Source organism: Streptomyces sp. NPDC088730, from assembly GCF_044751215.1.
GTDB lineage: Bacteria > Actinomycetota > Actinomycetes > Streptomycetales > Streptomycetaceae > Streptomyces.
On sequence record NZ_JBIVLK010000027.1, the window covers coordinates 1 to 26334 of the forward strand.

The 26334-nt window shown below is 71.6% G+C and carries 21 protein-coding genes and 1 pseudogene; 10 read left to right on the forward strand and 12 right to left on the reverse strand.

The window, feature by feature from the left end; translation table 11 throughout:
- The first annotated feature begins 732 nt into the window (after positions 1 to 732).
- The gene (locus tag ACIP89_RS36585; RefSeq protein WP_401930266.1) at positions 733 to 1116 is read left to right on the forward strand and encodes a hypothetical protein; all 384 of its coding nucleotides are present in this window, start codon (positions 733 to 735) and stop codon (positions 1114 to 1116) included.
- Between the two features lie 213 nt (positions 1117 to 1329).
- Here the strand turns inward: ACIP89_RS36585 and ACIP89_RS36590 are convergent, their stop codons facing one another.
- The 4 genes from ACIP89_RS36590 to ACIP89_RS36605 all read right to left on the reverse strand — a co-directional run bounded on the left by ACIP89_RS36590 (position 1330) and on the right by ACIP89_RS36605 (position 6533).
- Entirely contained in the window at positions 1330 to 2037 is a 708-nt protein-coding gene (locus tag ACIP89_RS36590; protein ID WP_402118779.1) for a helical backbone metal receptor, read from the reverse strand.
- 79 nt (positions 2038 to 2116) lie between these two features.
- Positions 2117 to 2668, reverse strand: coding sequence for a helix-turn-helix domain-containing protein (locus ACIP89_RS36595; RefSeq protein ID WP_401929928.1), 552 nt, complete (start codon positions 2666 to 2668; stop codon positions 2117 to 2119).
- A 168-nt stretch (positions 2669 to 2836) separates the two neighbouring features.
- On the reverse strand, positions 2837 to 5476 hold the full coding sequence (locus ACIP89_RS36600; protein ID WP_401929926.1) for an ABC transporter permease/substrate binding protein: 2640 nt from the start codon (positions 5474 to 5476) through the stop codon (positions 2837 to 2839).
- Complete coding sequence (locus ACIP89_RS36605; protein WP_401929924.1) at positions 5469 to 6533, reverse strand: glycine betaine/L-proline ABC transporter ATP-binding protein; 1065 nt, start codon at positions 6531 to 6533, stop codon at positions 5469 to 5471. Before ACIP89_RS36605 ends, ACIP89_RS36600 begins: the two co-directional genes overlap by 8 nt.
- 319 nt (positions 6534 to 6852) lie before the next feature.
- Between ACIP89_RS36605 and ACIP89_RS36610 the strand changes: the two genes are divergently transcribed.
- Together ACIP89_RS36610 and ACIP89_RS36615 are read left to right on the forward strand one after the other, a co-directional pair.
- Positions 6853 to 7761, forward strand: a complete 909-nt coding sequence (locus ACIP89_RS36610; protein ID WP_402118810.1) for a 5'-3' exonuclease H3TH domain-containing protein — start codon at positions 6853 to 6855, stop codon at positions 7759 to 7761.
- A gap of 101 nt (positions 7762 to 7862) precedes the next feature.
- On the forward strand, positions 7863 to 8702 hold the full coding sequence (locus tag ACIP89_RS36615) for a siderophore-interacting protein (RefSeq protein WP_401929922.1): 840 nt from the start codon (positions 7863 to 7865) through the stop codon (positions 8700 to 8702).
- 129 nt (positions 8703 to 8831) lie between these two features.
- Here the strand turns inward: ACIP89_RS36615 and ACIP89_RS36620 are convergent.
- A pseudogene (locus tag ACIP89_RS36620) lies at positions 8832 to 9544 on the reverse strand (ABC transporter permease).
- Between the two features lie 126 nt (positions 9545 to 9670).
- Between ACIP89_RS36620 and ACIP89_RS36625 the strand changes: the two are divergent.
- On the forward strand, positions 9671 to 10255 hold the full coding sequence (locus ACIP89_RS36625; RefSeq protein WP_073737408.1) for a sigma-70 family RNA polymerase sigma factor: 585 nt from the start codon (positions 9671 to 9673) through the stop codon (positions 10253 to 10255).
- Complete coding sequence (locus ACIP89_RS36630) at positions 10252 to 11022, forward strand: anti-sigma factor domain-containing protein (RefSeq protein ID WP_402118782.1); 771 nt, start codon at positions 10252 to 10254, stop codon at positions 11020 to 11022. The genes ACIP89_RS36625 and ACIP89_RS36630 overlap by 4 nt, the downstream gene beginning before the upstream one ends.
- A gap of 598 nt (positions 11023 to 11620) precedes the next feature.
- On the opposite strand, the gene ACIP89_RS36635 is transcribed toward ACIP89_RS36630, so the two are convergent.
- Complete coding sequence (locus ACIP89_RS36635; RefSeq protein WP_402118784.1) at positions 11621 to 12013, reverse strand: hypothetical protein; 393 nt, start codon at positions 12011 to 12013, stop codon at positions 11621 to 11623.
- 302 nt (positions 12014 to 12315) lie between these two features.
- On the opposite strand from ACIP89_RS36635, the gene ACIP89_RS36640 reads away from it, so the two are divergent.
- Positions 12316 to 12678, forward strand: coding sequence for a peptidase inhibitor family I36 protein (locus tag ACIP89_RS36640; protein ID WP_401929908.1), 363 nt, complete (start codon positions 12316 to 12318; stop codon positions 12676 to 12678).
- Between the two features lie 369 nt (positions 12679 to 13047).
- On the opposite strand, the gene ACIP89_RS36645 is transcribed toward ACIP89_RS36640, so the two are convergent.
- From ACIP89_RS36645 to ACIP89_RS36665, 5 genes are read right to left on the reverse strand one after another with little or no spacing between them, the layout of a single operon-like run.
- Positions 13048 to 13854 (reverse strand): DUF1295 domain-containing protein, encoded by an 807-nt coding sequence (locus ACIP89_RS36645; RefSeq protein ID WP_402118786.1) that lies wholly within the window; start codon positions 13852 to 13854, stop codon positions 13048 to 13050.
- Complete coding sequence (locus ACIP89_RS36650) at positions 13851 to 15218, reverse strand: class I SAM-dependent methyltransferase (protein WP_402118788.1); 1368 nt, start codon at positions 15216 to 15218, stop codon at positions 13851 to 13853. Before ACIP89_RS36650 ends, ACIP89_RS36645 begins: the two co-directional genes overlap by 4 nt.
- The gene (locus ACIP89_RS36655) at positions 15215 to 16546 is read right to left on the reverse strand and encodes a class I SAM-dependent methyltransferase (protein ID WP_402118791.1); all 1332 of its coding nucleotides are present in this window, start codon (positions 16544 to 16546) and stop codon (positions 15215 to 15217) included. The genes ACIP89_RS36650 and ACIP89_RS36655 overlap by 4 nt, the downstream gene beginning before the upstream one ends.
- A complete protein-coding gene (locus tag ACIP89_RS36660; RefSeq protein WP_401930262.1) occupies positions 16543 to 17268 on the reverse strand; it encodes a DUF1365 domain-containing protein in 726 nt (241 codons plus the stop codon). The genes ACIP89_RS36655 and ACIP89_RS36660 overlap by 4 nt, the downstream gene beginning before the upstream one ends.
- Entirely contained in the window at positions 17262 to 18536 is a 1275-nt protein-coding gene (locus tag ACIP89_RS36665; protein WP_402118813.1) for an NAD(P)/FAD-dependent oxidoreductase, read from the reverse strand. The genes ACIP89_RS36660 and ACIP89_RS36665 overlap by 7 nt, the downstream gene beginning before the upstream one ends.
- A 172-nt stretch (positions 18537 to 18708) precedes the next feature.
- Between ACIP89_RS36665 and ACIP89_RS36670 the strand changes: the two genes are divergently transcribed.
- From ACIP89_RS36670 to ACIP89_RS36685, 4 genes are all read left to right on the forward strand, one after another.
- Positions 18709 to 20337 carry a molybdopterin-dependent oxidoreductase gene (locus ACIP89_RS36670; protein ID WP_401929900.1) on the forward strand — a complete coding sequence of 543 codons (1629 nt, stop codon included), beginning with the start codon at positions 18709 to 18711 and terminating at the stop codon, positions 20335 to 20337.
- 118 nt (positions 20338 to 20455) lie between these two features.
- Positions 20456 to 21100 (forward strand): fasciclin domain-containing protein, encoded by a 645-nt coding sequence (locus ACIP89_RS36675; RefSeq protein WP_401929898.1) that lies wholly within the window; start codon positions 20456 to 20458, stop codon positions 21098 to 21100.
- 182 nt (positions 21101 to 21282) lie between these two features.
- Positions 21283 to 21726 carry an SPW repeat protein gene (locus ACIP89_RS36680; protein ID WP_401929896.1) on the forward strand — a complete coding sequence of 148 codons (444 nt, stop codon included), beginning with the start codon at positions 21283 to 21285 and terminating at the stop codon, positions 21724 to 21726.
- Between the two features lie 221 nt (positions 21727 to 21947).
- Entirely contained in the window at positions 21948 to 23381 is a 1434-nt protein-coding gene (locus tag ACIP89_RS36685; RefSeq protein ID WP_402118794.1) for an FG-GAP-like repeat-containing protein, read from the forward strand.
- A 96-nt stretch (positions 23382 to 23477) separates the two neighbouring features.
- Here ACIP89_RS36685 and ACIP89_RS36690 read toward each other — a convergent pair whose 3' ends face one another.
- Positions 23478 to 26312: a DEAD/DEAH box helicase gene (locus tag ACIP89_RS36690; RefSeq protein WP_401929892.1), complete on the reverse strand. Its 2835-nt coding sequence runs from the start codon at positions 26310 to 26312 to the stop codon at positions 23478 to 23480.
- Between the last annotated feature and the right edge of the window lie 22 nt (positions 26313 to 26334).

The following is a 26334-nucleotide window of genomic DNA, read 5'->3' on the forward strand; positions in this document are numbered from 1 at the left end:
CGACAAGTTGGCTACCCGCTACCTCGCCGGTCTCCTACTCGCCTCGCTCATCCTTTGGCTCCGCAAACCGTGATTATTTGTCAGACACGACCTAGGGTGTGTCGTCAGACTGCCGTCGTCGCCCGAAGGGCGGCCCGCGCGGCGTCAGGCGTGTGCCCCAGTCCCTTGTTCTGAACGTACCGGGGTCTGGGGCCGGTGCGGCAGGAGTGCGTGCGTGGCGTCGCGCGGCAGACGGCAGTGTGACGACACACCCTGGCCGAGCCGGCTGCCGGGCCTGTTCCGCGGCCGGCCCAAGGCGGCCTCGCCCTGGGCCGGCTGGAACGCTCGCAGCGTGGGCAGGCCCGGCGGTTCGGGGTGCAGTGAGTGCGCGACGAAGTGGCCGGCCAGGGCGGCGAGCCCGGCGGTGGCGGCCGCGGGCCCGGCGCCCCGGCCGAGCGGGGTGGGCCGTGAAGACCGCCTCCGGGTCGGGGCCGCCCTGCGCCGTGACACACGGCAGCATCGCCAGCAGGTCGGACCAGGGCGCGGCGCGCACCGCGTGCGGCCAGTCGACGAAGACGACCCGGTCCTCGGTGAGCAGGATGTCGTCCACGCGCAGGTCGGCGTGGGCGAGGCTGTCGCCCTCGCCCGCCGCCGCCCAGCCGGACTCCAGTTCCGCCAGTGCGCCGGGACGGGACGCGGCCCAGGGGGCCGAGGCGGGCGTCGCCCTCTGCCGCGTGCAGGGTCCGCCGGCCGGTGAACGTCGATTCCTCGCGCCGGGTGACGGAGGGCGTCGATCGGCGCCGGGGTGAGGGAGCGGGTGAGCGCGGTGACGGCGGCCAGGTCCCGGTCCAGTTCGGCCGGGTCCCAGGGGACGGCGGGCTGACGGCCCTCGATGTCCTCCAGGACGAGCGCGACACGGGTGCCGTCGTCGTACGAGCCGAGCAGCCGGGGTACCGGGGCGTCCGGCGGCAGGGCGGCGGTGTGGCGGGCCTCGGTGCGGTGCAGGTCCGGGGCATCGGCGTTCACCTCGGCACTCACCGCCTTGACGAACGCCCGGCCGCCGTTCGCGGGCCGGACCCGGGCGGCGACGCCGGGCGAGAGGCCGCCGCTCTGGCTGCGGGCTTCGATGACGGGTGAGCCCAGGATGTCCTCGACGGCGCGGCGCACGGCCGTCGGCAGGTCGGCCCAGTCGCGTGGCGGACGCCGGAGGCGGACGGTGCGGTGACGGTCGTCCGCGTGTTGTTCCCGGCCGCCCGGCGCGGGCCAACGGTGTTCGCGGCCTCGGGCACAGGTGCGGCCACCGCGGCGGGGCCGTGACAGCGGGGCCGGCGCCGCTGCCGCACCGGCCGTTCAGCCCAGCGCCGCCCGCAGCGCCGCGGGCGCCCGTACCAGTGACGGTCCGTACCAGGTGAGGTACCGCCCGTCGACGAGTGCGGCGGGCAGCGCGGGGAAGGCCTCCGGCCCGTCGGCGGCGGTGAACCGGTACGGCTCGTCGGGCAGCACCACCAGGTCCGCGCCGGCCGCGTTCAGCTCGCCGAGCGGGACGCGGGGGTAGCGCTCGGCGTGGTCCGCGTAGACGTTGCGCACGCCGAGCCGGGCCAGCAGGTCCCCGGCGAAGGTGTCGCGGCCCAGGACCATCCAGGGCTTCCGCCACACGGGGACGACCGCTCGGCGCGGGACGGACGACGGTTCCGGTGCCGCCCAGGCGGCCTCGGCCTCGTCCAGCCAGCGGGGCCTCGGCAGTCCGCAGGCCCCGGTCAGCAGCCGGTCCAGCTCCGCGAACGCGTCGTCCAGCGTGCGGACGGTGGTGACCAGCACCTCGGTCCCGGCGTCCCGCAGCGCGGCCAGGTCGGGTTCCCGGTTCTCCTCCTCGTTGGCCACGACGAGATCGGGGCGCAGGGCGAGGATCGCGGGCACGTCGGGGTTCTTGGTGCCCCCGATGCGCGCGGCGGCCAGTCCGGCCGGACGGGTGCACCAGTCGGTGGCGCCGACGAGCAGCCCGGGGCCGCTCCCGGCGACGGCCTCGGTGAGCGAGGGGACGAGCGAGACGACCCGCACGGCGGTTACCTCCTGACTGCGGCCCGTGAGCCCCGCGCCTCAGCGGCGCGGACAGGTCGGGACCGGGGCGGACGGGCTCTCAGCGGCGCGGGTCGAACGTCGCGTCGATGTGCTCGGCCACCGCGACGAACAGCAGCCGGGTGCCGGGGACCGTGGCCCGCCAGCGGTGGCGCACCCCGCCGGAGAGGAACAGCGTGTCCCCGCGCTCCAGCCGGTACGCCTGGCCCTCCGCCTCCACCTCCGCGGCGCCCTCCGCCACGTACAGCACCTCGTCGTTGCGGTGCTGGAACTCGCGCCCGAGGTCCAGCTCACCGGTGAATTCGAGGGCGCTGAGCTGGTGGCGTCCTCGTACCACCCGGCGTACCCCGTCCCCGTCCTGTGGCGTACCGCGCACGACGTCGACGGCGCGCGCCGAGTCGGCGGCGGCCCGCAGCCGCTCGGTGGTGGTCTCCAGCGCGTCCGCGACCCGGTCCAGGGACCGGGCGCTGGGTCTGGCCCGTTCGTTCTCGATCTGGCTGAGGAACGGTACGGACAGGCCACTGCGCGTCGCGACCGCGGCCAGCGTGAGCCCCAGGGACCTGCGCTGCCGTCGGACCGCCGCGCCCACCCGGAGTGTTTCCTTGTCGTCCATGTCCGGCTCCCTCCCGACCCCCCATCCTTCCGGTTGCCAGCACCTTACGCACACCGTTACGCGAGGACGGCCGGTAATGAGACGTCCGGACAGCCCGAAAGGGGTGGTCACCGCCCTCGGCGGGGACCACCCCTTCCTGTGCCGGGCCCCTGGCGGGGTACGACGGGGTTACTGCTGCGGAGCCATCTTGTCCGCGATGCCCGGATTCTCACCCATCCAGGCCTTCACGGCTTCTTCCTCGTGCCCCGTACCGCGCTTCTGGATCTCGTTCTCCAGGCCGCCGAGCTGGTCCTCGCTCAGCTTGAAGTTCTTGAACCACTTGGTGAGCTGCGGGTAGTTCTTCGGGAAGTCCTTCGAGGCGATGGTGTGCAGCCGGTCGCCCTCACCGAAGGCCTTCTTCGGGTCCTGGAGCTTGGTCATCTCGTACTCGTTGTAGGCCCAGTGCGGGGTCCACAGGAGTACGGCGATGGGCTCCTTCTTGGCGTACGCGCGCTTCAGCTCGGCGAGCATGCCGGGCGTCGAGGAGTCGACGACCTTGTACTCCTTGTCCAGGCCGTACTTCGGCAGCACGTTCTTCTTGAGGTTCTCCATCGTGGCCGTGCCCGGCTCGATGCCGACGATCCGGCCCTTGAACTCCGAGCTCTTGCCCTTGAGGTCGGCCAGGGTCTTGACGTCCTTGACGTAGCTGGGCACCGCGACCTCGATCGAGGTGGGGCCGTACCACGAGCCGACGTCCGTCAGCTTGGAGCCGTACTTGTCCCAGTAGTTCTTCTGGGTGTACGGAAGCCAGCCGTCGAACTGCACGTCCAGCTGACCGCGGGACATCGCGGTGTACATCGGGCCGACCTCGAACTGCTTGAGGTTGATCTTGTAACCGCGGTCCTCCAGGACGGCCTTCCACAGGTACGTGGCGGCGATGTCCTCCTCCCACGGGAACCAGGCCATCTCGACGGCGCGCTCGCGCTCGTCCTTGCCGTTGGCACCCTTGGAGGTCTTGGCACCGGCGACCGGAGCCGCCTTGTCGACGAAGCCCGGGTTGGCCTTGAGCCAGGTGCGGACGGCCTCCTGCTCCTTGCCGGACCCGCTCTTCTGGATCTGCGCCTCAAGACTGGTGAGCTGGTCCTCGGTCATCTTGAAGTTCTTCAGCCACTTGCCGACCTCGGGGTTCTCGTCGGAGAAGCCCTTGCGGCTCAGCGTGTGGATGCCGTCGCCCTTGCCCCAGAGGTTCTTGGTGTCCTTGAGCTTGGTCAGGTCGTACTGGTTGTACGCCCAGTGCGGCGACCAGAGCGGAACCACGATGGGCTCCTTCTTGGCGTACGCGCGCTTCAGCTCGGCCAGCATCGACGGCGTGGAGCCGTCGACGACCTTGTACTCCTTGTCCAGGCCGTAGCCCGGCAGGATCTTGTCCTTGAGCAGGCCCGTCTCACCGGCGCTCGGCTCGATGCCCACGACGCGGCCCTTGAACTTCGAGCCCTTGCCCTTGAGGTCGTCCAGGGTCTTGACGTCCTTGACGTACGAAGGGACGGCCAGCTCCAGGGTGGTGGGTCCGAACCAGGAGCCCATGTCCTCCAGGCGGTCCTTGTACTTCTTCCAGTACGCGGCGTGGGTGACCGGCAGCCAGGAGTCGGTCTCGAAGTCGATCTGACCGTTGGCCATACCGGTGTACAGCGCGCCGGCCTCGTACTGCTTGGCGTCGACCTTGAAGCCGCGCTGCTCCAGCAGTTCCTTCCAGAGGAAGGTGGAGGCGATGCCCTCGTCCCACGGGATGTAGCCCATGCTGACCGTCTTGCCGGCGCCGATGTTCTTCGGGTCGGTCTTCGCGGTGTTGTCCGAGTCCGAGGAGCCGCCGAACAGGCTCATGCTTCCGGCGACGAGCGCCAGGACAACGATGCCGGCCACGGCGACGACGGGCTGCGGGCGGTAGTTCCACACCTTCAGTCCGCCGGCCACGGCCTGCGCCTTGGCGAGCGCGCGGCGGGCCAGCGGGGAGACCTCGCGGCCCAGGGCGCTGGTCATCCGGTCCAGGTACATCGCCAGGATGACGATGGAGATACCGGCCTCGAAGCCGAGGCCGACGTCGACGTTGCCGATGGCGCGGTAGACGGAGCCACCGAGGCCGCCGCCGCCGACCATGCCGGCGATGACCACCATGGACAGGCCCAGCATGATGACCTGGTTGATGCCCGCCATGATCGTGGGCAGCGCGAGCGGCAGCTGCACCCGCAGCAGGGTGTTGCGCGAGGTGGTGCCGAAGGCCTCTGCCGCCTCGACGAGTTCGGCGTCGACCTGGCGGATGCCGAGCTCGGTCATCCGGACGCCCGGGGGCAGCGCGAAGATGATGGTGGCGATGATGCCGGGGACCACGCCGACGCCGAAGAAGATGACGCCGGGGATCAGGTAGACCATGGCGGGCATGGTCTGCATGAAGTCGAGGACCGGCCGGGTCACGGCGCTGACGGTCTTGGAGCGGGACGCCCAGATACCGAGCGGCACGGCCAGCACCAGCGTCACGATGGTCGCGACGAGTACCAGGGTGAGCGTGTCCATCGCTTCGTCCCACAACTCGACCGAGTCGATGAGGGCGAAGCCGACGAACGCGAGCACACCGGCGAGCAGACCGCGCAGCCACCAGGCGATGACGGCGACGATGCCCGCGAAGAGCAGGGGTGCGGGGGCGGAGAGCACGGCGGCTATGCCGTCGAACATGCCGCTGACTATGGAGCTGATGGCGTCGAAGAGCCAGGCCAGATGGGTCTGGAGCCAGTCGACGGCGGAGTCGACCCAGTCGCCGAGGTGGAGCCTAAACACTGGCCACCTTCTTCAGCGAGGCCGCGGCGTCCTGGGGAGCCTCGGCGGGGGGCATCGGCTCACCGAGCACGGCGAGCAGCCGGGCACGGGGCACGACGCCGACGAGCTCGCCCTTGTCGTCGGTCACGGCGACCGCGACGGCGCTCTGCGAACAGGGCGTGAACAGCTCGATGATCGGGGTGTCCTCCGTGACGGTGGCCGGGGCCTCCCGCAGGACGTCCTCCGGGGTGCGCAGCTCCTTGCCCGCGTCGGTCCTGGTGCCGATGACGGTGTCGGGCTCCGCCATGATCGCGCCGGCGGTCAGCACCCGGGAGCGGTCCACGTCCTGGGTGAAGGAGGCGACGTAGTCGTTGGCCGGGGTGACGAGGATGTCCTCGGCGCTGCCGAGCTGGACTATCTCCCCGTCGCGCATCACGGCGATACGGTCACCGAGGCGCATGGCCTCGTTGAGGTCGTGGGTGATGAAGACGATGGTCTTCTTCAGCCGCTTCTGCAGTTCCAGGAGCTGGTCCTGCATATCGCGGCGGATCAGCGGGTCGAGTGCGCTGAAGGACTCGTCCATGAGGAGCAGGTCGGCGTCGGTGGCCAGCGCGCGGGCCAGGCCGACACGCTGCTGCATACCGCCGGACAGCTCGTCGGGCCAGGAGTTCTCCCAGCCCGCCAGGCCGGTCATCTCCAGGGCCTCCGTGGCGCGCCGGTTGCGCTCGTCACGCGGGACGCCCTGTACCTCCAGGCCGTAGCCGGCGTTCTCCAGCACGCTGCGGTGGGGGAAGAGGGCGAAGTGCTGGAACACCATGCTGATCTTGGTGGACCGGACATGGCGGAGTTCGGCGGGGGTCAGGGCGGTCAGGTCCTGGTCGTCGAACAACACCTTCCCCGCGGTGGGCTCCAGCAGCCCGTTGAGCATCCGCAGCAAAGTGGACTTGCCGGACCCGGACAGACCCATCACAACGAAGATCTGTCCCGGTTCCACGGTGAACGATGCGTCGATCACCGCTGCGGTCGTTCCCTCGGCGCGCAACTCGTCGCGGCTGGAGCCGTCTTCGAGTTTCCGCACGGCTTGATCGGGTCGTCTGCCGAAGACCTTGTACAAGTGTTCGGCTTGCAGCCTTGACACATACACCTCACGCGTTGAACCGGAAACGGTCTGCCACCCCCTCCGGCAGACCGTGGAGCGCGCGGATTCGGTCCGCATGGCACGTGCACTAGTTGAAAATGCGACGTAGTCCGCTCCAATGCCGCGCCTGCCCTCACTTACACAACCCAAACACGAGAGTGACCCAGCTCACACAGAAGTGGCCAGGAACCGGGAACCGCGCCCTCGGCGGCCACTGTCGGTGGGGTGCGGCATCATCAGGAGGGTGACGCGACGCCTGATGCTCCTCGACACCGCTTCCCTCTACTACCGCGCCTACTTCGGAGTCCCCGACTCGGTGCGCGCTCCGGACGGCACCCCGGTCAACGCCGTGCGCGGACTGCTCGATTTCATCGGCCGGCTCGTGCAGGACCACCGGCCGGACGACCTGGTCGCCTGCTGGGACGCGGACTGGCGGCCGCAGTGGCGGGTCGACCTGATCCCCTCGTACAAGGCGCACCGCGTCGCGGTGGAGACCGGGAAGGGGCTGCCCGACGAGGAGGAGACGCCCGACACCCTGGCCCCGCAGGTGCCGGTCATCGAGGACGTGCTCGACGCCCTGGGGATCGCCCGGGTCGGCGCCGCGGGGTACGAGGCGGACGACGTGATCGGCACGCTCACCGGCCTGGCGGCCGGCCCGGTCGACATCGTCACGGGCGACCGGGACCTCTACCAGCTGGTGGACGACGCCCGCGGGGTGCGGGTGCTCTACCCGCTGAAGGGCGTCGGATCGCTCCAGGTGACGGACGAGGCCTGGCTGCGCGAGAGGTACGGGGTGGACGGCTCCGGCTACGTGGACCTGGCGCTGCTGCGGGGCGACCCGAGCGACGGGCTGCCCGGCGTGCCCGGCATCGGCGAGAAGACGGCGGCCAAGCTGCTGGACGCCTTCGGCGACCTCGCCGGAATCATGGCGGCGGTCGACGACCCGGCCGCGAAGCTGACGCCCTCGCAGCGCAAACGGCTCGACGAAGCCCGCGACTACCTGGCCGTCGCGCCGACGGTGGTCAGGGTCGCCGGCGATGTGCCGCTTCCGGAGTTCGACCCCGCGCTGCCCGCGGAGCCGCTCGACCCGGCGGCCCTCGAAGCGCTCGCGGGCCAGTGGGGGCTGGGCGGCGCCCTGCAACGACTGCTCTTCACACTGCGGAACTGAGGACGCCTTCAGGACCGGGGACACTGCGCGCACGAGGTGTTAGGTTAGGTAACCCTAAGGGCGGCTGGTACGAGACCGGCCCCAGGCAGGGAGAGAACCTCGTGGCAGAACGACCGGCGCGGCAGGCCCCCACGGCACAGGGTGCGCAGGTCCTGCGTACCGAGCAGATCACCCCGCACATGATCCGGGTGGTGCTCGGAGGTGACGGGCTCGCGGACTTCGCGCTCTCCGGTTACAGCGATCACTACGTCAAGCTCTGCTTCGCCCCCGAGGGCGCCGATTACGCGCACCCCTTCGACATGGCCCGCATCCGCGAGGAGTTCCCGCGCGAGCTGTGGCCCACCACCCGCACGTACACGGTGCGCTCCTGGGACCCGGCCGCCCGGGAGCTGGCCATCGACTTCGTGGTGCACGGCGACGAGGGCCTGGCGGGCCCGTGGGCGGCCCGCGCCGAGGCCGGTGACCAGGTGACGTTCCTGGGGCCCGGCGGCGGTTACGGACCGGACGCCTCGGCCGGCTGGCATCTCCTGGCCGGTGACGAGAGCGCGCTGCCGGCGATCGCCGCGGCGCTGGAGCAGATGCCCGCGAACGCGGTGGTGCGCGCCTTCATCGAGGTCGCGGACGCCGCGGAGGAGCAGAAGATCGCCACACCGGACGGCGCGGAGGTGACCTGGCTGCACCGGGGCGACCGCCCGGTCGGTGAGGCGCTCACCGCCGCCGTGAAGGCCCTGGAGTTCCCGGCGGGCGAGGTGCAGGCGTTCGTTCACGGCGAGGCCGGCTTCGTCAAGGACATCCGCCGCCACCTGCGGCTGGACCGGGGCATCCCGCTGCCCCAGCTGTCGATCTCCGGCTACTGGCGGCTGGGCCAGAACGACGACGCCTGGCGCTCGGTCAAGCGCGAGTGGAACGCGCAGGTGGAACGCGAGGAGAGCGCCGCGTAGTCCGCGTCCGCGCGGAGCCGCATCTGGCTGTGCCCCGGTCCGCGGACCGGGGCACAGCCAGATGCGCTTCCCGCTCAGCGGACAGCCGGGCCGGTCATGGCGGGGCTGTCCGGTGGCGCGGCCGTCGGCTCAGACCGATTTCCGGTACGCGCGGAAGGTCCGGGTCGACAGCCGCACGGCGACCGCTGCCAGCACCAGCAGCGCTCCCCCTCGGCGGAGCACCAGCCACCGGTCCGGCTCCGCGCTCAGCGCCGAGCGGCCCGCCACCATCGCCCGGTCGACCGGGTCGAAGTCGGCGATGTGGCGCATCCACGACGGCATCCGGCTCGGGCCCTGAAGGACGAGGGCAGGAGGGTCAGCGGCAGCAGCAGGAACGTGTTGATGCCGATGACCGACTCCCGCTGGCGCACCAGCATGCCCAGGGCGTTGGAGAGCGCGCCGAAGACCGTGCCGAGCAGGATCGAGGCGAGGACCAGCAGTCCGCCCACCCCGCCCGGGCAGTCGGCGCCCGCCGCCCGGCCGAGCAGCACGATGACCACGGACTGCGCGGCCGTACCGATGCCGTTCCGCACGACGTCGGCGTTCATCAGGGCGTTGCGGCTGACCGGTGTCGTCAGGAAGCGGTTGAGCGTGCCGCGCCCGATCTCCTCCAGGGTGCCCATGCCGGCCCACATGCTCGGCCCCAGGGCGCTCATCACGACGATGCCGGGGATCAGGCAGTCCAGATACGACGTGGTGCCGCAACCGCCCGGCTCGACGACCTTCTTGAAGAGGTTGCCGAACAGGAACAGCCGGATCACCGGCTGGATCAGCGAGATCACCAGGAAGACCGGCTGCCGCATGATCGCCGTCAGGGCGCGGAAAGAGTGGAACGGTTCGCACACTTTCCCGTCCCGCCGACCAATCCGCACCGCCACCGGCTCCGAATCATGTGTGGAGACCGATGACCGTCCCGGGAGGAAGCCCGCGTGAAAGAAGCCGTGCACATCAGCGGACTGGCCTCGGCCGGACCCGACCTCCAGGAGCTCCTGGGGATGGTCGCCAGAGGTGATCAGGACGCTTTCGCCCAGGTGTACGAAGCCGTCTGCGGCCCGGTGCTCGGACTGGTGCGAAGCGTCCTGCGCGACCCCGCCCAGTCGGAGGAGGTCGCGCAGGAGGTGCTGGTGGAGGTGTGGCGCACCGCGCCCCGCTTCCAGGCGGCCCGGGGCAGCGCCATGAACTGGGTGCTGACGCTGGCCCATCACCGCGCTGTGGACCGGGTGCGCTCGGTGGAGGCGACAACGGCCCGTGAGCACAAGGCGGCGCTGCTCGACCGCACCCCCGCCTTCGACGACGTCACCGAACAGGTCGAGAGCCGGCTGGAGCGGGAGCAGGTCCGCCGCTGCATGCGGACCCTCTCGGAGCTGCAACGGGAATCCGTCACGCTGGCGTACTACCGCGGACTGACCTATCGCGAGGTAGGAGAGCTGCTGGCGGTACCGCTCGGAACGATCAAGACTCGACTGCGCGACGGGCTGATCCGGCTGCGCGACTGCCTCGGGGTGAGCGCATGAGCAACGCCGGACTTCACACACTGACCGGGGCCTATGCCCTGCACGCACTGCCGGAGACCGAACGCAGGGAGTTCGAACGCCACCTGGGCGACTGCGAGGCCTGCTCCGTGGAGGTGCGGGAGCTGTCGGAGACGGCCACCCGGCTCGGCCTCGCCGTGTCGGCCACGCCCTCGCGGGATCTGCGCGAGCGGGTGCTGCGGGAGATCACGACGGTACGCCAGGAACCGCCGTCCAGCGGCCGTCGGGCCCGCTCCGGCGGTACGGCGGGGCGCAGCGGCGGGGCCGGGCGGTGGTCGCGGTTCGCGCTGGCCGCGTGCCTGGCGGCGGCGGCCGGCTTCGGCGGCGTCGCCGTCTGGCAGAACCAGGAGGCGCAGGACGCCCGGTCCGACGCCCGCGCCAGCGAGCAGCGGAGCGCGCGGGTGGCCGAGGTCATCTCGGCGCCCGACGCCCGGACCGAGTCGGCCACGCTGAGCGACGGCGCCAAGGGCACCGTGGTGGTCTCCAGGAGCCAGGACCGGGCCGTGTTCCTGGCCTCGGGGCTGGCGAAGGCTCCCGGCGGCAAGGTCTACCAGCTGTGGTTCGAGGACAGTGGCACGATGCGCTCGGCGGGGCTGATGCAGGCCACCGGCCCCTCCTCGACGACGTACGCGACCCTGCTCGACGGGCCGGTGGACGGTGCGACCGGCATGGGCGTCACGGTCGAGCCGGCGGGCGGCTCGGAGCAGCCGACCTCCACCCCGCTGGCGCTGATGAAGCTGCCGGCCTGAGACGGCGGTCCGCCACCGGCCGGAACCGGGCGTTCGGCCGGCAGCGGACCGCATGAGCCGTGCCGCGGCGGGAACATGTCGTGAGCGGGACCGCCCGCCGCGGCGCGGCGCGGGTCCCGCGCCGGACGTGGTGGCCTCCGTGCCCGACCAGGGCCGGGTCGTCCCGGCGGGCCGGGACCACCTCGCGGTGCTCCCTCCGTACCTCCGCCGTTGGGAGGCGGGGGAGGTACGGGGCCACTGCGCCCGGAGTCCCGAAGCGCCTTGTGGAAGCCTGAGGTGCGGGTGTTCTCGTCGTAGGGGCGGGTTACTGCTGGCTGAGGCGTTGCCGACGGGAACGTTCGGTGCCGGACCACGGATCAGGACAGACCAGGACAGGCCCTGCTCCTGCGGGCCGTGGCGGAAGGGGTGCCGACGCCGTAGCCGGCTGGTTGGCCGGGGTCCTTGATCCGGCGTCGTGACGCCTCCTTTCCCAGGTGGGCCAGCCGTCTCACGATGAAACACGGCACGATCACCTGGGCGGGCCGCGCCGACGGCACCTACGTCTACGACATCGCGAAGGGCACCACCCGGTCCAAGCGGATCACCGGCTTTCCTTCAACTACGTCTCGGACGTCCAGCTCACCTCCGACCAGGTGTTCTGGCGGGAGTCGGGGGCTTCCTCATCCCGGCCACGTCCTTCGTCTCCGCGTCGCTCGACGACCTGACGAAGGCGGCGGCGCTGCGCTACCCGACGGGTACGTTCATCGCACAGTTCTCGGTCATCGACGACTCCTTCGCGTACGTGAGTGACGACTTCTGGGGCGCGCCTCGGCTCCTGGAGCGGCCCGATGAAGGCGTCGGCCGCCAGGACCGCCGACGTGGTCGCGGGGGTCAACGCCTTCACCCGCGTCTCCTGCTCCTCCGGTGCCCAGCTGGCCCCGTCGCTCGGCGACGGCCAGCGCGTCGCGTGGCTGGACACCAGCGCGGCGGCCACCGACGTGGTGACCCGCAAGACGTGCGCCGGGGCCTGCGAGCCGCCCCCGGGTCCCGGGGGGGTCCGCCCGGGGTTCAACCCGGCCCCCCGGCCCCCGGTTGTGGTCCTGGGAGCCGGGTTTCACGCCGGGACGGACGGCAGTTCGACGACAGGCCTCCAAGCGTGTCGCGGAAGGCTGTGGCCGGGCGGTCGCGAAGATCTCGCCGTGCTCCGTGGTGCTGGAGCGAGGCTTGTTCCGCACGTGTGAAGCGGGATCACCGGGGGATGCGTGGAGTGACCGGCTATGCATGATGCGTAGTCGGCTGGCGAGAGGATGTTCCATGCGCATCTCTTTCACGGCACGGAGGATCGCGGCGGCGGGGGCCGGGCTGGCAGCGGCACTGGCCCTGACCGCGGCGTCCCCGGCCTCCGGCACGGCCGCCGTGAGCGGCCCCGACGACTGTTACCCGGGGTGGGTGTGTTTCTGGCCGGAGGCCGACTTCGGCGGGCAGATGGAGGCATACCAGAACCCGCAGATCCACTCCTGCGACAGCGTGCCCTCGGGGACCGTCCGCTCGATCGTCAACCGCGACGACCAGGACTGGACCGTCAGCCAGAGCTGGATCTGCAACGGCTACAGCAAGAAGGTCTACTCCGGCGAGGTCAACTCGGACCTCGGCGACCAGTACGGCTACTGGAAGTAGCACACGGGACCGGGTCGTCGTAGGGCCCCGGTGGCCAACCCCTCAGGGGCTGTTGCGGCCGTACTGGTCGCAGCCACTCGTTGATGGCTGCGAGCAGCACGGTCACCTCGCAGCGGACGGCGGGTCCGCCGTATCGCGTCGCGGCGGCCCGATGTCGCTCCAGGCGGGCGGTCCCGCACTCGGCCGCATGGCGCTCGCGGTGCTGAGCGGGTCGCAACCGCCGGAGGCCGGCCCCCGCGGTAACCCGGCTTCCGGTGGTTGCGACCCCGCCGGCCCTGTCCGGGTCGGCCGGCGGGCGTCCCGCTGCCACACCGCACGGGGAAGCCGGCCCCGGACCGGCCGAGCGAACAACGCTCCGGATCGGTACGCCTAGGACCTGCGTGGCGGCCGGGGGAAGAAGCCGCTGGTCCTGGCGGTGTACTCGGCGAAGCCGGGGCGCTCGGCCATATGCCGTTCGAGCAGGGCCTTTCCGCTGCCGCCGATGAGCAGGAAGCTCATCAGCACGGGCGCCACGACGGTGGCCGCGGCCGCCGCCGGCGCCTCGCAGACCATCAGGAACAGGCCCCACCACACGCAGAAGTCACCGAAGTAGTTCGGATGCCGGGTCCAGGACCACAGCCCCCGGTCCATGATCCGCCCGCGGTTGGCCGGATCCGCCTTGAACCGGGCCAGCTGGTGGTCCCCCACCGCCTCGAAGCCGAGCCCGACCGCCCAGAGCGCGGTCCCCGCCCAGACCAGGGCCCCGGCAGGCCCCCGCACGTACCCGGCCGCCTGCACCGGCAGCGAGATCAGCCAGACCAGCGCCCCCTGGAGCAGGTACACCTTCCGCAGGGCGTACAGCGCGGGGCTGCCCGGCGCCCTGGCCAGCATCACCTCGTAGCGCGGGTCCTCCCCGTGCCCCCTCCCCCGGCGGGCGATGTGCCAGGCCAGGCGCAGCCCCCACACCGCCGTCGCCACGGTGACCAGCAGCCGCCGGGTGCCGTCCCCGCCGCCGCCCGCCGACATGGCGTAGGAGACCAGCGCGACGGCGGTGAAGCCGAGGCCCCACGCGATGTCCACGACCCGGTGCACGCCCTTGCGCAGCGCGACGGCGAAGGTGACGAGCATGACGGCGAGGGCGGCACCCGCGGCGGGCGCGAGGCCCTGTGCGAACGCCGCCCAGCCGAAGCCGTTCACCCGGCGGCCCCGGCCGTCATGCCGTCGCGGGCGGGCGGTACCGCCGCCGGATCCGTGTACCAGCCCCGCCGGGTGGCGGGCATCCCGGCGGTTCCGGTCTCCTCCGGCCGTACGGAGAGGATCTGGTCGACGCCCATCCGGTGTTCCTCGAAGGCGAGGGCGCCACCGGCCAGATAGAGCCGCCACACCCGTACGGTCTCCTCACCGACCAGGTCCGTGAACTCCTTCTGCTTCCGCTCCAGGGTCTCCCGCCACGCGTCGACGGTCCGCACGTAGTGCTCGCGCAGCCCCTCGACGTCCCGTACCTCCAGTCCGGCGCCCTCCAGCAGCGCGACCGTCTCACCGAGCGGGCGCATGTGCATGTCGGGGGCGATGTACGACTCGATGAACGCGCCGCCGCCCGGGGCGTCGCGGCCCCGGGACATCTGCTGGACCAGCACCCGGCCGCGCGGGCGGACCATGGCGTGCAGTGTCGCGGTGAAGGCGGGGTACTCGGCGTCACCGACGTGTTCGCCCATCTCGATGGTGGACACCGCGTCGTATCCGCCCTCGTGGCCCGGCGCCCGGTCGATGTCCCGGTAGTCGCAGCAGCGGACCTCGACCAGGTCCTCCAGGCCCCGCGCCGCTACCTGCGCGCGGACGTGGGCGGCCTGTTCCCGGGCGAGGGTGACGGCGGTGACGCGGACGCCGTGCCGCTGTGCGGCGTACAGGGTCAGCGATCCCCAGCCGCAGCCGATGTCGAGCAGCCGCGCCCCGGGGCGCAGGTCCAGCTTCCGGCAGATGAGTTCGAGCTTGTCGTGCTGGGCGTCGACCGGTTCGTAGCCGGGTGCGTCACTGGTCCAGTAACCGCAGGAGTAGGCCATCGTCTCGTCGAGGAGCAGGGCGTAGAAGTCGTTGGAGAGGTCGTAGTGGTGGCTGATCGCGGCCCGGTCCCGTGACTTGCTGTGCAGGACGCCGTGGAGTCCCGCGCGGGCGGCGGGGACCGGGGGCCGGGGGCCCACCGCGCCCAGGCGCAGTGCGGTGCCGACGGCCCGGAACCGGTCGCCGATACCGGGGCGCGGCGGGCGCAGTCCGCGCTCGCGTACAGCATGGCGCATCGCCCGCAGTCCCGCTGCCAGGTCCCCCTCGACCTCGACGTCACCGGTGATGTACGCCTCGGCGAGGCCGAGTTCGCCCGGTGCCCAGAGCAGCCGGCGCAGCGCCCGCCGGGACCGGACGTGGACCAGGGGGCCGTCGGCGGCGCCGGTCTCGCTGCCGTCCCACATCCGTACCCTCACCGGGAGGGGTCCGCCGAGCAGCTGTTCGACGAGGGGTTCGAGGCGCTGGGCGGCGCCGGTCGTCTCCTGCTTGCCGGTAAGAGTCATCGCGCCGTTTCCTGACGGGTCAGCAGCAGTTGCCGCACATGGAGGTAGCCGGAGCGGAATCCCGCCTCGGAGTAGGCCAGATAGAAGGTCCACATGCGGCGGAAGGTCGCGTCGAAGCCGAGTGCGTCGACCTCCGCCGTCCGTTCGGTGAACCGTTCGCGCCACAGCCGCAGCGTCTCGGCGTAGTGGGTGCCGAAGTCGTCGCACCGGTCGATGCGCAGGCCGGTGTGTTCGGCCGTGACCTCCGCCATGGCCTCGACGGACGGCAGGAGTCCGCCGGGGAAGATGTACTTGTGGATCCAGGTGAAGGTGGTCCGGGAGGCGCGCATCCGGTCGTCCGGCATGGTGATGGCCTGGAGTGCGATGCGGCCGCCGGGGGCCAGCCGCTCCTCCAGTGTCCGGAAGTAGACCGGCCAGTACTCCGCGCCGACCGCCTCGATCATCTCGACGCTGACCACCGCGTCGTAACTCCCCTCGACGCTGCGGTAGTCGCAGAGCCTGACCTCTGCCCGGTCCGCGTACCCGGCCTCGCTGATCCTGCGGCGGGCCAGGTCCCGCTGTTCGGCGGAGAGCGTGACGGAGAGGACGCGGGCCCCTCGGGCGGCGGCCCGGATCGCCAGTTCTCCCCAGCCGGTGCCGATTTCGAGGAGTTCGGTGCCGGGCCCGACCCCGGCCAGGTCGAGCAGCCGGTCGATCTTGCGATGCTGTGCGGCGGGCAGCGCCTCGGCATCCGCGGGGAAGCTCCGGAAGACGGCGGACGAGTAACTGAGGGTCTCGTCGAGGAAGAGCGCGAAGAGCTCGTTGGACAGGTCGTAGTGGTGGCTGATGTTGTCCCGGGCGCCTTCCGGGGTGCCGAGCTGTTCGGCGGGCCGGCGTCCCGCCCAGAGCCCGCGCAGCTTCTGGAGGGGCTGCGGGATCAGGGTGGCGACGTGCCCGGCGAGGACCGTGAGGACGCCCACCGGGTCGGGCGAGTCCCACTCGCCCGCCATGTACGACTCCCCGAAGCCGATCAGGCCGTTGACGCCGATCCTGCGGAAGAAGGCCTCGGGGTCGCGGATGTCCATCAGGGGGCCGCCGAGGCCGATGTCCTCCTGTCCGGCGAGCCTGGCCCGGAGCGGGAGCCGGGCCAGTGCGTGGCGTACGAGCCGCCGCGCGACGGCGGTCCGCAGCCGGGACGCCCGCGGGGGCCGGGCGACGTCCGGCCAGCGCTCGGGGTCGGCGGCGCCGGGGACGTGCGCCGGGGACCGGGGCGGGAAGACCGCGGACGGGGCGGCCGCCGGGGGCGAGGTGGCCGGGGACGACGGGGAGTGGGACGTGGACACGCTCACTGCATTCCTTCCTGAATGGTGTGGCGGGGACGGGGCCGCACGGGCAGTCCGCGCAGCAGGAGGCGGATTCCGTGCAGTCGGATGGCGACCGAGACGACCGCCGTGGACCAGGGGTGGCGCAGCGCGAGGCCGAGCAGTACGCGCGGGGTCACCGGGCGTCGTACACCGCGCACGGTGGCGGTGAAGGGCCGCATGCCGGCCCGGTCCAGATGCACCGCCATTTCGAGCCGGGGTCCGGGCTCGGGAAGCCGCATCCGGTAGGCGCCGTCGACGCCGAAGAACGGCGAGACGTAGAACTCCTTGTCCGTGGAGGCCCGTCCGGCGCTGTCCGGGCGCAGCAGGTAGCAGTGCCGTTCGCCGTAGGTGTTGTGCACCTCCGCGACCGTGCAGAGCGGGGTGCCGTCGGCGCGGCGGCACCAGTAGACGGTCAGCGGGTTGAAGACGTGGCCGAACACCCGGGCCTGGGTGAGCATCCGCACGGTTCCGTCGGCGAGGTCGACGCCGTTCGCCGCCAGGAAGCGGCTCAGACCGGCCCGGATGGTGGGGGCCGTACCGCCGAAGTGGTCGCGCGGGTCGAAGCGGGCCAGCACGCGCAGGGCGGCGGGCAGCGGCGGCGGTCCGTCCGGGTCGATCAGCCACAGGTAGGTGCGGTGGCGGAAGGCGTACGTGACGGGCGCGGTCCGCACATGGGCGATGGTGCAGGGGTAGAGGGCGTTCACCAGTCCACCCCCAGGCTCCTGGCCGCCTCCGCCCCCGAGCGGCAGCCGTCCTCGTGGAATCCCCAGCCGTGGTACGCCCCGGCGTAGGCGGTGCGCGGTCCCGACAGGGCGGGCAGCCGGTGCTGCGCCGCGACCGACTCCGGGGTGTAGACGGGGTGTTCGTACACCATGCGGGCGCGGACCAGCCCGGGGGCGACCCGGTCCGCGCCGTTCAGCGTGACGACGAAGGTCTCCGGGGCGTCGAGCCGCTGGAGCCGGTTCATGTCATAGCTGACGGTGACGTGGTCGGGGCTCGCGGTGCAGGACGGCATCAGGTAGTTCCAGGAGGCGCGGGCCCCCCGGGCACTCGGCAGCAGCCGGGTGTCGGTGTGCAGGAGGGTGGGGTTGCGGGAGTAGCGGAACGCGCCGAGCGTGTCGCGCTCCTCGTCCGTGGGGTCCGCGAGCAGGCGCAGTGCCTGGTCGGGGTGGGTGGCGATGACGACGGAGTCGAACTGCTCCGTGGTGTCGTCCGCGGTGGTGATCTCCACGCCGTCGGGGTGCCGGCGCACCGCCCGGACCGGGGTCGAGGTGCGGACGGCGCCGAGCTGCTTGGTGACCCGTTCCACGTAGGCGCCCGACCCGCCGGTGACGGTCCGCCACACCGGGGAGCCGCTGACCGAGAGCAGCCCGTGGTGGTCGAGGAAGCGGAAGAGGTAGCGGGCCGGGTACCGCAGCGCGGTCACCGGGTCGCAGGACCAGACGGCGGAGACGAGCGGGGTCAGGAAGTGGGCCGTGAAGTACGGCGAGAATCGGCCGCGGCTGGCGAACTCGCCCAGCGTCATGGTGTCCGCGCCGGGTCCGCCGTCCGCCAGCAGCCGCCGGGCGGCCCGGTGGAAGCGGGGCACCGCCGCCAGCATCCGCGGATAGGCCGGATCGCGGACCGCCCCCGGCCGGGCGAGGAGACCCGCAGCGCCCCGGGCGCCCGCGTACTCCAGGGCGCAGCCCTCGCACCGCACGGACATGCTCATCTCCGACTCCTGCGTGGCGACGCCGAGTTCCGCGAAGAGCCGCAGCAGGTGCGGGTAGGTGCGCCGGTTGTGCACGATGAATCCGGAGTCGACCCGGTGGACGCGGCCGTCCGAGGCGGGCAGTTCGTGGGTGTGCGCGTGGCCGCCCACCCGGCTGTCCGCCTCGAACAGCGTCACGTCGTGGGCCGTCCGCAGGATGTGGGCGGCCGTCAGTCCGGCCACCCCGCTGCCCACCACGGCTGTCCGTCGCCGCATCCCTGTCATACCGCTCCCTTCGAGCACCTGCGCCACTCGCCCCTCCTTCTGGTTCCGGAGGAGCGGCGGATGCCTCTCACGTGTGATTCGTTGCAGTTCGCACCGCGGATTGGCGGTGATCCGCTCTCATCCATTCGGGTGAGGGACCAATCCGCCGGGCGAGCGGCACCGAATTCCCGGTGTGAGCGAAGATCAGAACGATGCGCAGGACGGGGCCCCCGGGTCCCGGCGGTCCCGCTGGGCGCGAGCCGGTCTCGCCGCGCTGAGCGGTCTGATCGCCGGGTTCACCGCCCTGGCCGTCGCCGAGTTGGCGGCGGCGGCGGTCCGCCCCGAGGCGGGTCCGGTCACGGCGGTGGGCGGTGCGGTCATCGACCGCACTCCCCCGGCGCTGAAGGACTTCGCCGTCCGCAATTTCGGCACCAACGACAAGCTGGTCCTTGAACTGGGGATCCTGGTTCTGCTGGCGGGCTTCGCCGTGGTGGTCGGAGTGCTCGCGCTGCGGCACCGGCTCACCGGCTCGGCTGCCGTCCTGGTCTTCGGTGTGGTCGGGGCGGTCGCGGCGGTGGGCCGGCCCGAGGGGCAGCCGGCCGACGCGCTGCCCTCTGTGGTGGGTGCCGTACTGGCCGCAGGGGTGCTGTATCTCCTGGTCGGACGGCTCGCCCTGGTTCCCGGTCCCTCCCCCGCGGCTGGCGGGAGGGGCGGGGGGCCGGCGCCTCGCACCTTCGACCGGCGGGGCTTCGTCATCGCGGCGAGCGCCGCGGCGGCGGCCTCCGCGGGCGCCGGGGTGCTGGGCCGCCGGCTCACCTCAGCCGTTCAGGCCGGGGCGACCGCCTCACGGCACGACCTGGTGCTGCCCGTGCCCGCCTCCGCGGCGCCGGCGGTACCGGCGGGCGCCGATCTGCGGATCCGGGGGCTGGGCTCGTTCATCACGCCGAACAAGGACTTCTACCGGGTGGACACGGCCCTGGTCGTCCCGCGCATCGACGCGAACGACTGGAAGCTGAGGATCCACGGCAAGGGTGTGAAACGCCCGGTGGAGCTCAGCTTCAAGGACCTGCTGCGCCGCGAGATCATCGAGCGCGACATCACCATGACCTGCGTGTCCAACGAGGTCGGCGGACCGTATGTCGGCAACGCCCGTTGGATCGGGGTGCGGCTGGCCGATCTGCTGCGCGAGGCGGGGGTGAAACCGCCGTCCCGCGGCGGGCCCGCCGACCAGATCATCACGCGCTCGGTGGACGGCATGACCATCGGCACCCCGGTCGAGACGGTGATGGACGGCCGGGACGCGATGCTCGCCCTCGGCATGAACGGCGAGCCGCTGCCCTTCGAGCACGGCTTCCCGGTCCGGATGGTCGTTCCCGGCCTGTACGGATACGTGTCGGCCTGCAAGTGGATGAAGGACATCGAGCTCACCACGTTCGACGACTACGACGCCTACTGGGTCAAGCGCACCTGGTCCCAGCAGGCCCCCATCAAGACCGAGTCCCGGATCGACACCCCCCGCCCGTTCGCCTCCCCGAAGCCCGGCACGATCCCGGTCGCCGGGGTCGCCTGGGCCCAGCACCGCGGGATCTCGCGGGTCGAGGTCCGGGTGGACGGCGGATCGTGGCACACCGCGCGGCTGGCCGCGGAGGACAGCCGGGACACCTGGCGCCAGTGGGTGTGGGAGTGGCCGGCCACCTCCGGCAACCACACCCTCGAAGTCCGCGCGACGGACCGTACCGGCGTCACCCAGACCGACAAGCGGGTCGGCACGGTGCCCAACGGGGCGACCGGCTGGCACTCGGTGGTGGTCGACGTGTCCTGAGCGGACACCCCCGCCACATCGCCCGGCTTCCGTGCGGAGCACGGCCACGGGCCCACACACTCACCCTTGCTCACTTCACGTGATCATTCCGTTACCCGGACCTATCCAGGAGAACATCATGAACACCCTCCACATCCGCCGCGCCGCCCTCGCCGTGTCCGCGGCAGTGGTACTCCCGCTCGCCCTCACCGCCTGTTCCAGCGACTCCAAGGACAGCGCCTCCGGCTCCACCGCCAGCTCCGCGAAGGCATCGGCCCCCGCCTCCGCCGGCGACTCGATGGACATGGACAAGCCCTTCGGGCCGGGCTGCGCGTCCGTACCGAAGAGCGGCTCGGGCTCCTTCGACGGCATGGCGAAGGACCCGGTCGCCACGGCCGCCTCGAACAACCCGGCCCTCTCCACGCTCGTCACCGCCGTGAAGAAGGCCGGGCTGGTCGACACCCTGAACAACGCGCAGAACATCACGGTGTTCGCCCCGACCAATGACGCCTTCGCCAAGATCCCGAAGGCGGACCTGGACAAGCTGCTGGCCGACAAGGCCGAGCTGACCAAGGTGCTCACCTACCACGTGGTGGGCGAGAAGCTGGCGCCGAAGCAGCTGGACAAGGGCTCCTTCGACACCCTGGAGAAGGGCAAGCTGATGACGTCGGGGTCGAACATGGAGTACACCGTGAACGACTCCTCGAAGGTCGTCTGCGGCAACGTCCCGACCGCCAACGCGACGGTCTACATCGTCGACTCCGTCCTGATGCCCCCGAAGTAACCGCTCACCGCTGGACGACGCGCGCCCCCGGCATCGACCGGGGGCGCGCGTCGTCGCGGTTCCGGACGAAATTCGGCTGTCTGGAAACTACACATAAGGCACAAATAAGAGCAGAATGGCATAGCAGGCCGTTCATCGCACAAGGCGCTCACTGGCCTGCGGGAGCGAAGGAGACGAACCTCATGTCAAACGTCTCGCACGCCGGCCACGACCTGGCCGGACACCCCGACGCCTCCGAAATGCGCGATCGTTACGCCCGGGTGATGGGCGGTCGCGATGTGGCACTCGTGGACGGACCGGTGTTCCTGGTCGGCCTGTACTGCGCCATCTCGCCCTGGGTGCTGCACTTCACGACAAGCCAGACCACCCTGGTGAACCACAACCTGATCATGGGTATCGCGATCGCCGTGCTGGGTCTCGGGTTCACCGTGATGCCGCAAAGGATGTATGGCCTGAGCTGGGCTATCTGCGCCATGGGCGCCTGGATGATCGTCTCGCCCTGGGTGGTGGGCAGCAGCCCGGACATGGGCGTCGTACTCAACAACGTCATCATCGGCGGCCTGACCGCCCTGCTCGGCCTGGTCTGCGCGGGGGCGTCGCTGAGGAGCGGCAGGGGCCGGTCGTAGAACGCGCCCCACGGCTGTGACGGCCCGCACCGCGGATCGCCCTCGGTGCGGGCGTCGGCGTGCCCGGGGCGTGACGCGCGGCCACCCGGCCCTCCTGCCGGTCGTGACGGCGACCGCAACTATTCATCCCCCTCAGGGGTCTTGTGGGTTGACGGCGGCTACCGGCGGCCCCTCGGGCAGCCGGTAGCGGCATTCGGGAAGTACCGGGACGGGAGTGGCACATGGCGCGGCATCTGATGGCGTGTACGGCTCTGGCGACAGCGGTGGCGGCGGGGGCTCTGGTGGCACCGGCCGCCTTAGCCGCACCGGTTCACGGGGCGGCGTCGAAGACCCCGCAGAAGGCGGCCGCGCCGGGCGACGTGGACGGCGACGGCTTCGGCGACCTCGCCGCGGGCGCCCCGGAGGGCACCATCAAGGGCCGTGCGAAGGCGGGGTACGTCTCCCTCGTCTACGGCACCGAGCAGGGCGTACGGGTCACCCGGCACAAGGGCATCACCCAGGACACGGCCGGAATCCCGGGCGTTCCGGAGGCAGGTGACCGGTTCGGCTCCTCGGTGACCCTGGGCGACGTGGACGGCGACGGGTACACCGACCTGGTGATCGGTTCCGGCGGCGAGGCCATCGGGACGGTGACGGGCGCGGGCGCCGTCACCGTCGTCTTCGGGGCCAAGGGCGGTCTGGGCAGCGACGCCATCGCGTTCCACAACCCGAAGCCCACCCCGCGCGAGGGCTTCGGCGACAACCTGACGGTCGGGGACTTCGACCACGACGGCCGGGACGACATCGCGGTCGCCACGGACACGAAGGTCGACGTCGTACGCGGTGCGAGCAATTTGCGGGACATCGAAGAACCGCCGATGACCGCGTTCGCCCCGCCCGGCGGCGGCGCCGGAATGGGGCCGATCTCCTCGGGCGACATCAACGGCGACGGCTATACCGACCTGGTCACGCAGGCCTACTTCGACGACGGGGCCGACGAGGGAACGCTGGGCGTGCTGCCGGGTTCGGCGCAGGGCCTCAAGACACAGCCGATCGGCCGGACCGGGCTGCCCTTCAACGGCTACAGCGTCGTGACCGGTGACATCACGGGCGACGGCCGGGACGACGTGGTCGTGGACACCGGCTATTCCGACGGCCCCGACGAGTTCCTGCTGCGGATGTTCCCGGGCACCGCCGCCGGGCTGGGGGCGGGCGTCCCCTACGGCGGCGCGGTGGAACCCGGCACCGCGGCCGTACTGGCCGACACCGACGGCGACAGACATGCCGACCTGGTGACCGCCGTGGTCGGCGAGCCGGACTCCGACGGCATCCAGAACGCGGGCGCGCTGACCGTCGTGCCGGGGACGACGACCGGACTGGACGCGGCCCGCGCCCGGAAGCTGACCCTGGACTCGCCGGGGGTGATGGGCGTGATGGAGGGCAACGACCGGTTCGGCAGCTCCGTGACCGCCGGGGACTTCGACGCGGACGGTCGCGCGGACCTGGCGGTCGGCGCACCGGGGAAGTACCTGACGACGGGTGCGGTGAGCGTCATCCCCGGTTCGAAGACGGGACCGGCCGGGACGGGCTCGATCCTCTTCACCCCGGAATCGCTGGGCCATCCGGTCGCGAAGGCCCGCTTCGGCTCTGCCGTCGGCACCCGAACCGCCCGCTGAGGACCGCCGGCTGACGACAGGGCGCACGGGCGCGGCCTGTGTGGGCCGGGCGGCTGCGGAAGGTATCGCCTCCGCAGCCGCCCGGCCCACCCCGGCTCAGCCCACGGAGCTGTAGGCCACCACTCCCCGCAGCACCTCGTCGACGGCCTTGCGGGCGTTGCGCCCCACCGAGCTGCCCTCGCGCGGCGCAGCGGCGGCCACCTGCCCCAGCACATCGATCACCTGCTTGCACCAGCGCACGAAGTCGCCCGCGGGCATCTCCGCCTCGCGCAGCACCTCGTCCAGCGTCCGGCCGGACGCCCACATGTACACCGCCCAGGCGAAGCCGAGATCGGGTTCGCGCTGCCCGACCCCCTCCGCCTGGTTGATCTTGAAGTCCTCCTCCAGGGCATCGAGCCGCCCCCAGATCCGGACCATCTCGCCCATCGCCGTCTTCGCCGGTCCGGACGGCAGCTTGGGCGCCACCGCGTCGTCGGACTGGCGGGCCTCGTACACCAGCGCCGAGACACACGCGGCGAGTTCGGCCGGGTTGAGCCCCTCCCACACACCCGCCCGCAGGCACTCGCTCGCCAGCAGGTCAAGCTCGCCGTAGAGGCGGGCGAGCCGCTTGCCGTGCTCGGTGACCTCACTGCCGCGCAGGTAGTCGAGCTCGGTGAGCAGCGCGACGATCCGGTCGAAAGTGCGGGCGATGGTGTTGGTGCGCCCCTCGATGCGGCGCTCCAGCTGCCTGGTGTCCCGCTGCAGCCGGTGGTAGCGCTCGGCCCACCGCGCGTGGTCCTCGCGCTCGTCGCAGCCGTGGCAGGGGTGCGCGCGCAACTCGGCCCGGTAGCGGGCGATCTCGCGGTCGTCGGCGGCGCCGGAGCGTTCCTTGCGGTGCCGCTCCGGCACGATGTGCCCGGCCTTGGTGCGCAGCGCGGAGGCCAGATCGCGGCGCGACTGCGGCGAGCGCGCGTTGAACGACTTCGGGACGCGCATCCGCTCCAGCGCCTCCACCGGTACCGGGAAGTCGATCGAGGCCAGCCGCTTGACCTGCCGTTCGGCCGTCAGCACCAGGGGCCGCGGCCCGTCGTGGTACTCCATGCCCCGGTGCCCGTGCCCGTTGGTCCGCCCCGCGGGCAGTCCGGGGTCGAGGACGAGTGCCAGTCCGGCGAACTTCCCGGTCGGCACATGGATGACATCGCCGGGCTTGAGCTTCTCCAGGGAGGCGGCCGCCGCGGCCCGGCGCTGCGACGCGCCGTGCTTGGCCAGCTCGGTCTCCCGGTCCTTGAGGTCGCGGCGGAGCCGCGCGTACTCCTCGAAGTCACCGAGGTGGCAGGTCATTCCCTCCTTGTAGCCCTCCAGGCCCTCCTCGTTCTTCTGGACCTGGCGGGAGATGCCGACCACCGACCGGTCCGCCTGGAACTGTGCGAACGAGGTCTCCAGCAGTTCGCGCGAGCGGTGCCTGCCGAACTGCTGCACCAGGTTGACGGCCATGTTGTAGGACGGCCGGAAGCTGGAGCGCAGCGGATACGTACGCGTACCGGCGAGTCCGGCGAGCGCTCCCGGGTCCATGCCGCGCTGCCAGAGCACCACCGCGTGACCCTCGACGTCGATCCCGCGCCGTCCGGCCCGGCCGGTCAGCTGGGTGTACTCGCCGGGGGTGATGTCGGCGTGCTGCTCGCCGTTCCACTTGACGAGCTTCTCCAGGACCACGGAGCGTGCGGGCATGTTGATGCCGAGGGCCAGCGTCTCGGTCGCGAACACCGCCTTGACGAGCCCGCGCACGAAGAGCTCCTCGACGACCTCCTTGAAGGTCGGCAGCATCCCCGCGTGGTGCGCGGCGATGCCCCGCTCCAGGCCTTCGAGCCATTCGTAGTAGCCGAGGACATGGAGGTCCTCCGCCGGGATGGACGCCGTGCGTGCCTCGACGATCTCGCGCACGAGCCGGCGCTTGTCCTCGTTGTTGAGCCGGAGCCCGGCCTGCAGGCACTGCTGCACGGAGGCCTCGCAGCCGGCCCTGCTGAAGATGAAGGTGATGGCCGGCAGCAGCCCCTCGGCGTCCAGCCGGTCGATGACCTCGGGCCTCGACGGCGTCCAGATCCGGCTGCGCTGGCGCCGCTCGCGCTCGCGGTCCGCCTCGCGCACCATCTTTCCGCGCCGGCGCTCGCGCGGGTTGTATCCGCGCTGGTTCTCCATGCGGGCGAGCCGGACGAGGTCGGGGTTGACCTCACGGCGCCCGACCCCACGGCCGCCGTGGTCGCTCTCCTCCTCGAAGAGGTCGTACATCCGGCGTCCGGCCAGCACGTGCTGCCAGAGCGGCACGGGGCGGTGTTCGGAGACGATCACGGCGGTGTCGCCGCGGACGGTGTCCAGCCAGTCACCGAACTCCTCGGCGTTGGACACGGTCGCCGACAGCGACACCAGCGTCACGGATTCGGGGAGGTGGATGATCACTTCCTCCCACACCGCCCCACGGAAGCGGTCGGAGAGGTAGTGCACCTCGTCCATCACCACATAGCCGAGCCCGCCCAGTGCCTGGGAGCCCGCGTACAGCATGTTCCGCAGCACCTCGGTGGTCATGACGACCACCGGGGCATCGGCGTTGACGCTGTTGTCGCCGGTGAGCAGGCCGACCTTGTCCGCGCCGTAGCGCTTGACGAGGTCGGCGAACTTCTGGTTGGAGAGGGCCTTGATCGGCGTGGTGTAGAAGCACTTGCGGCCCTGCTCCAGGGCGAGGTGTACGGCGAACTCGCCGACGATCGTCTTGCCCGAGCCGGTCGGCGCCGCGACGAGCACGCCCTTGCCGGCCTCCAGCGCCGCGCAGGCCTCGATCTGATAGGGGTCCAGATCGAATTCGTACATCTCGCGGAACGGCCCGAGCGCGGTCGCCTGCTCGGCGGCTCGGATCCGGGAAGCCTGGTATCGCTCAGCTGGTGAGAGGTCCTCTGTCATCTTGTCCACGAGCCTACCCGCC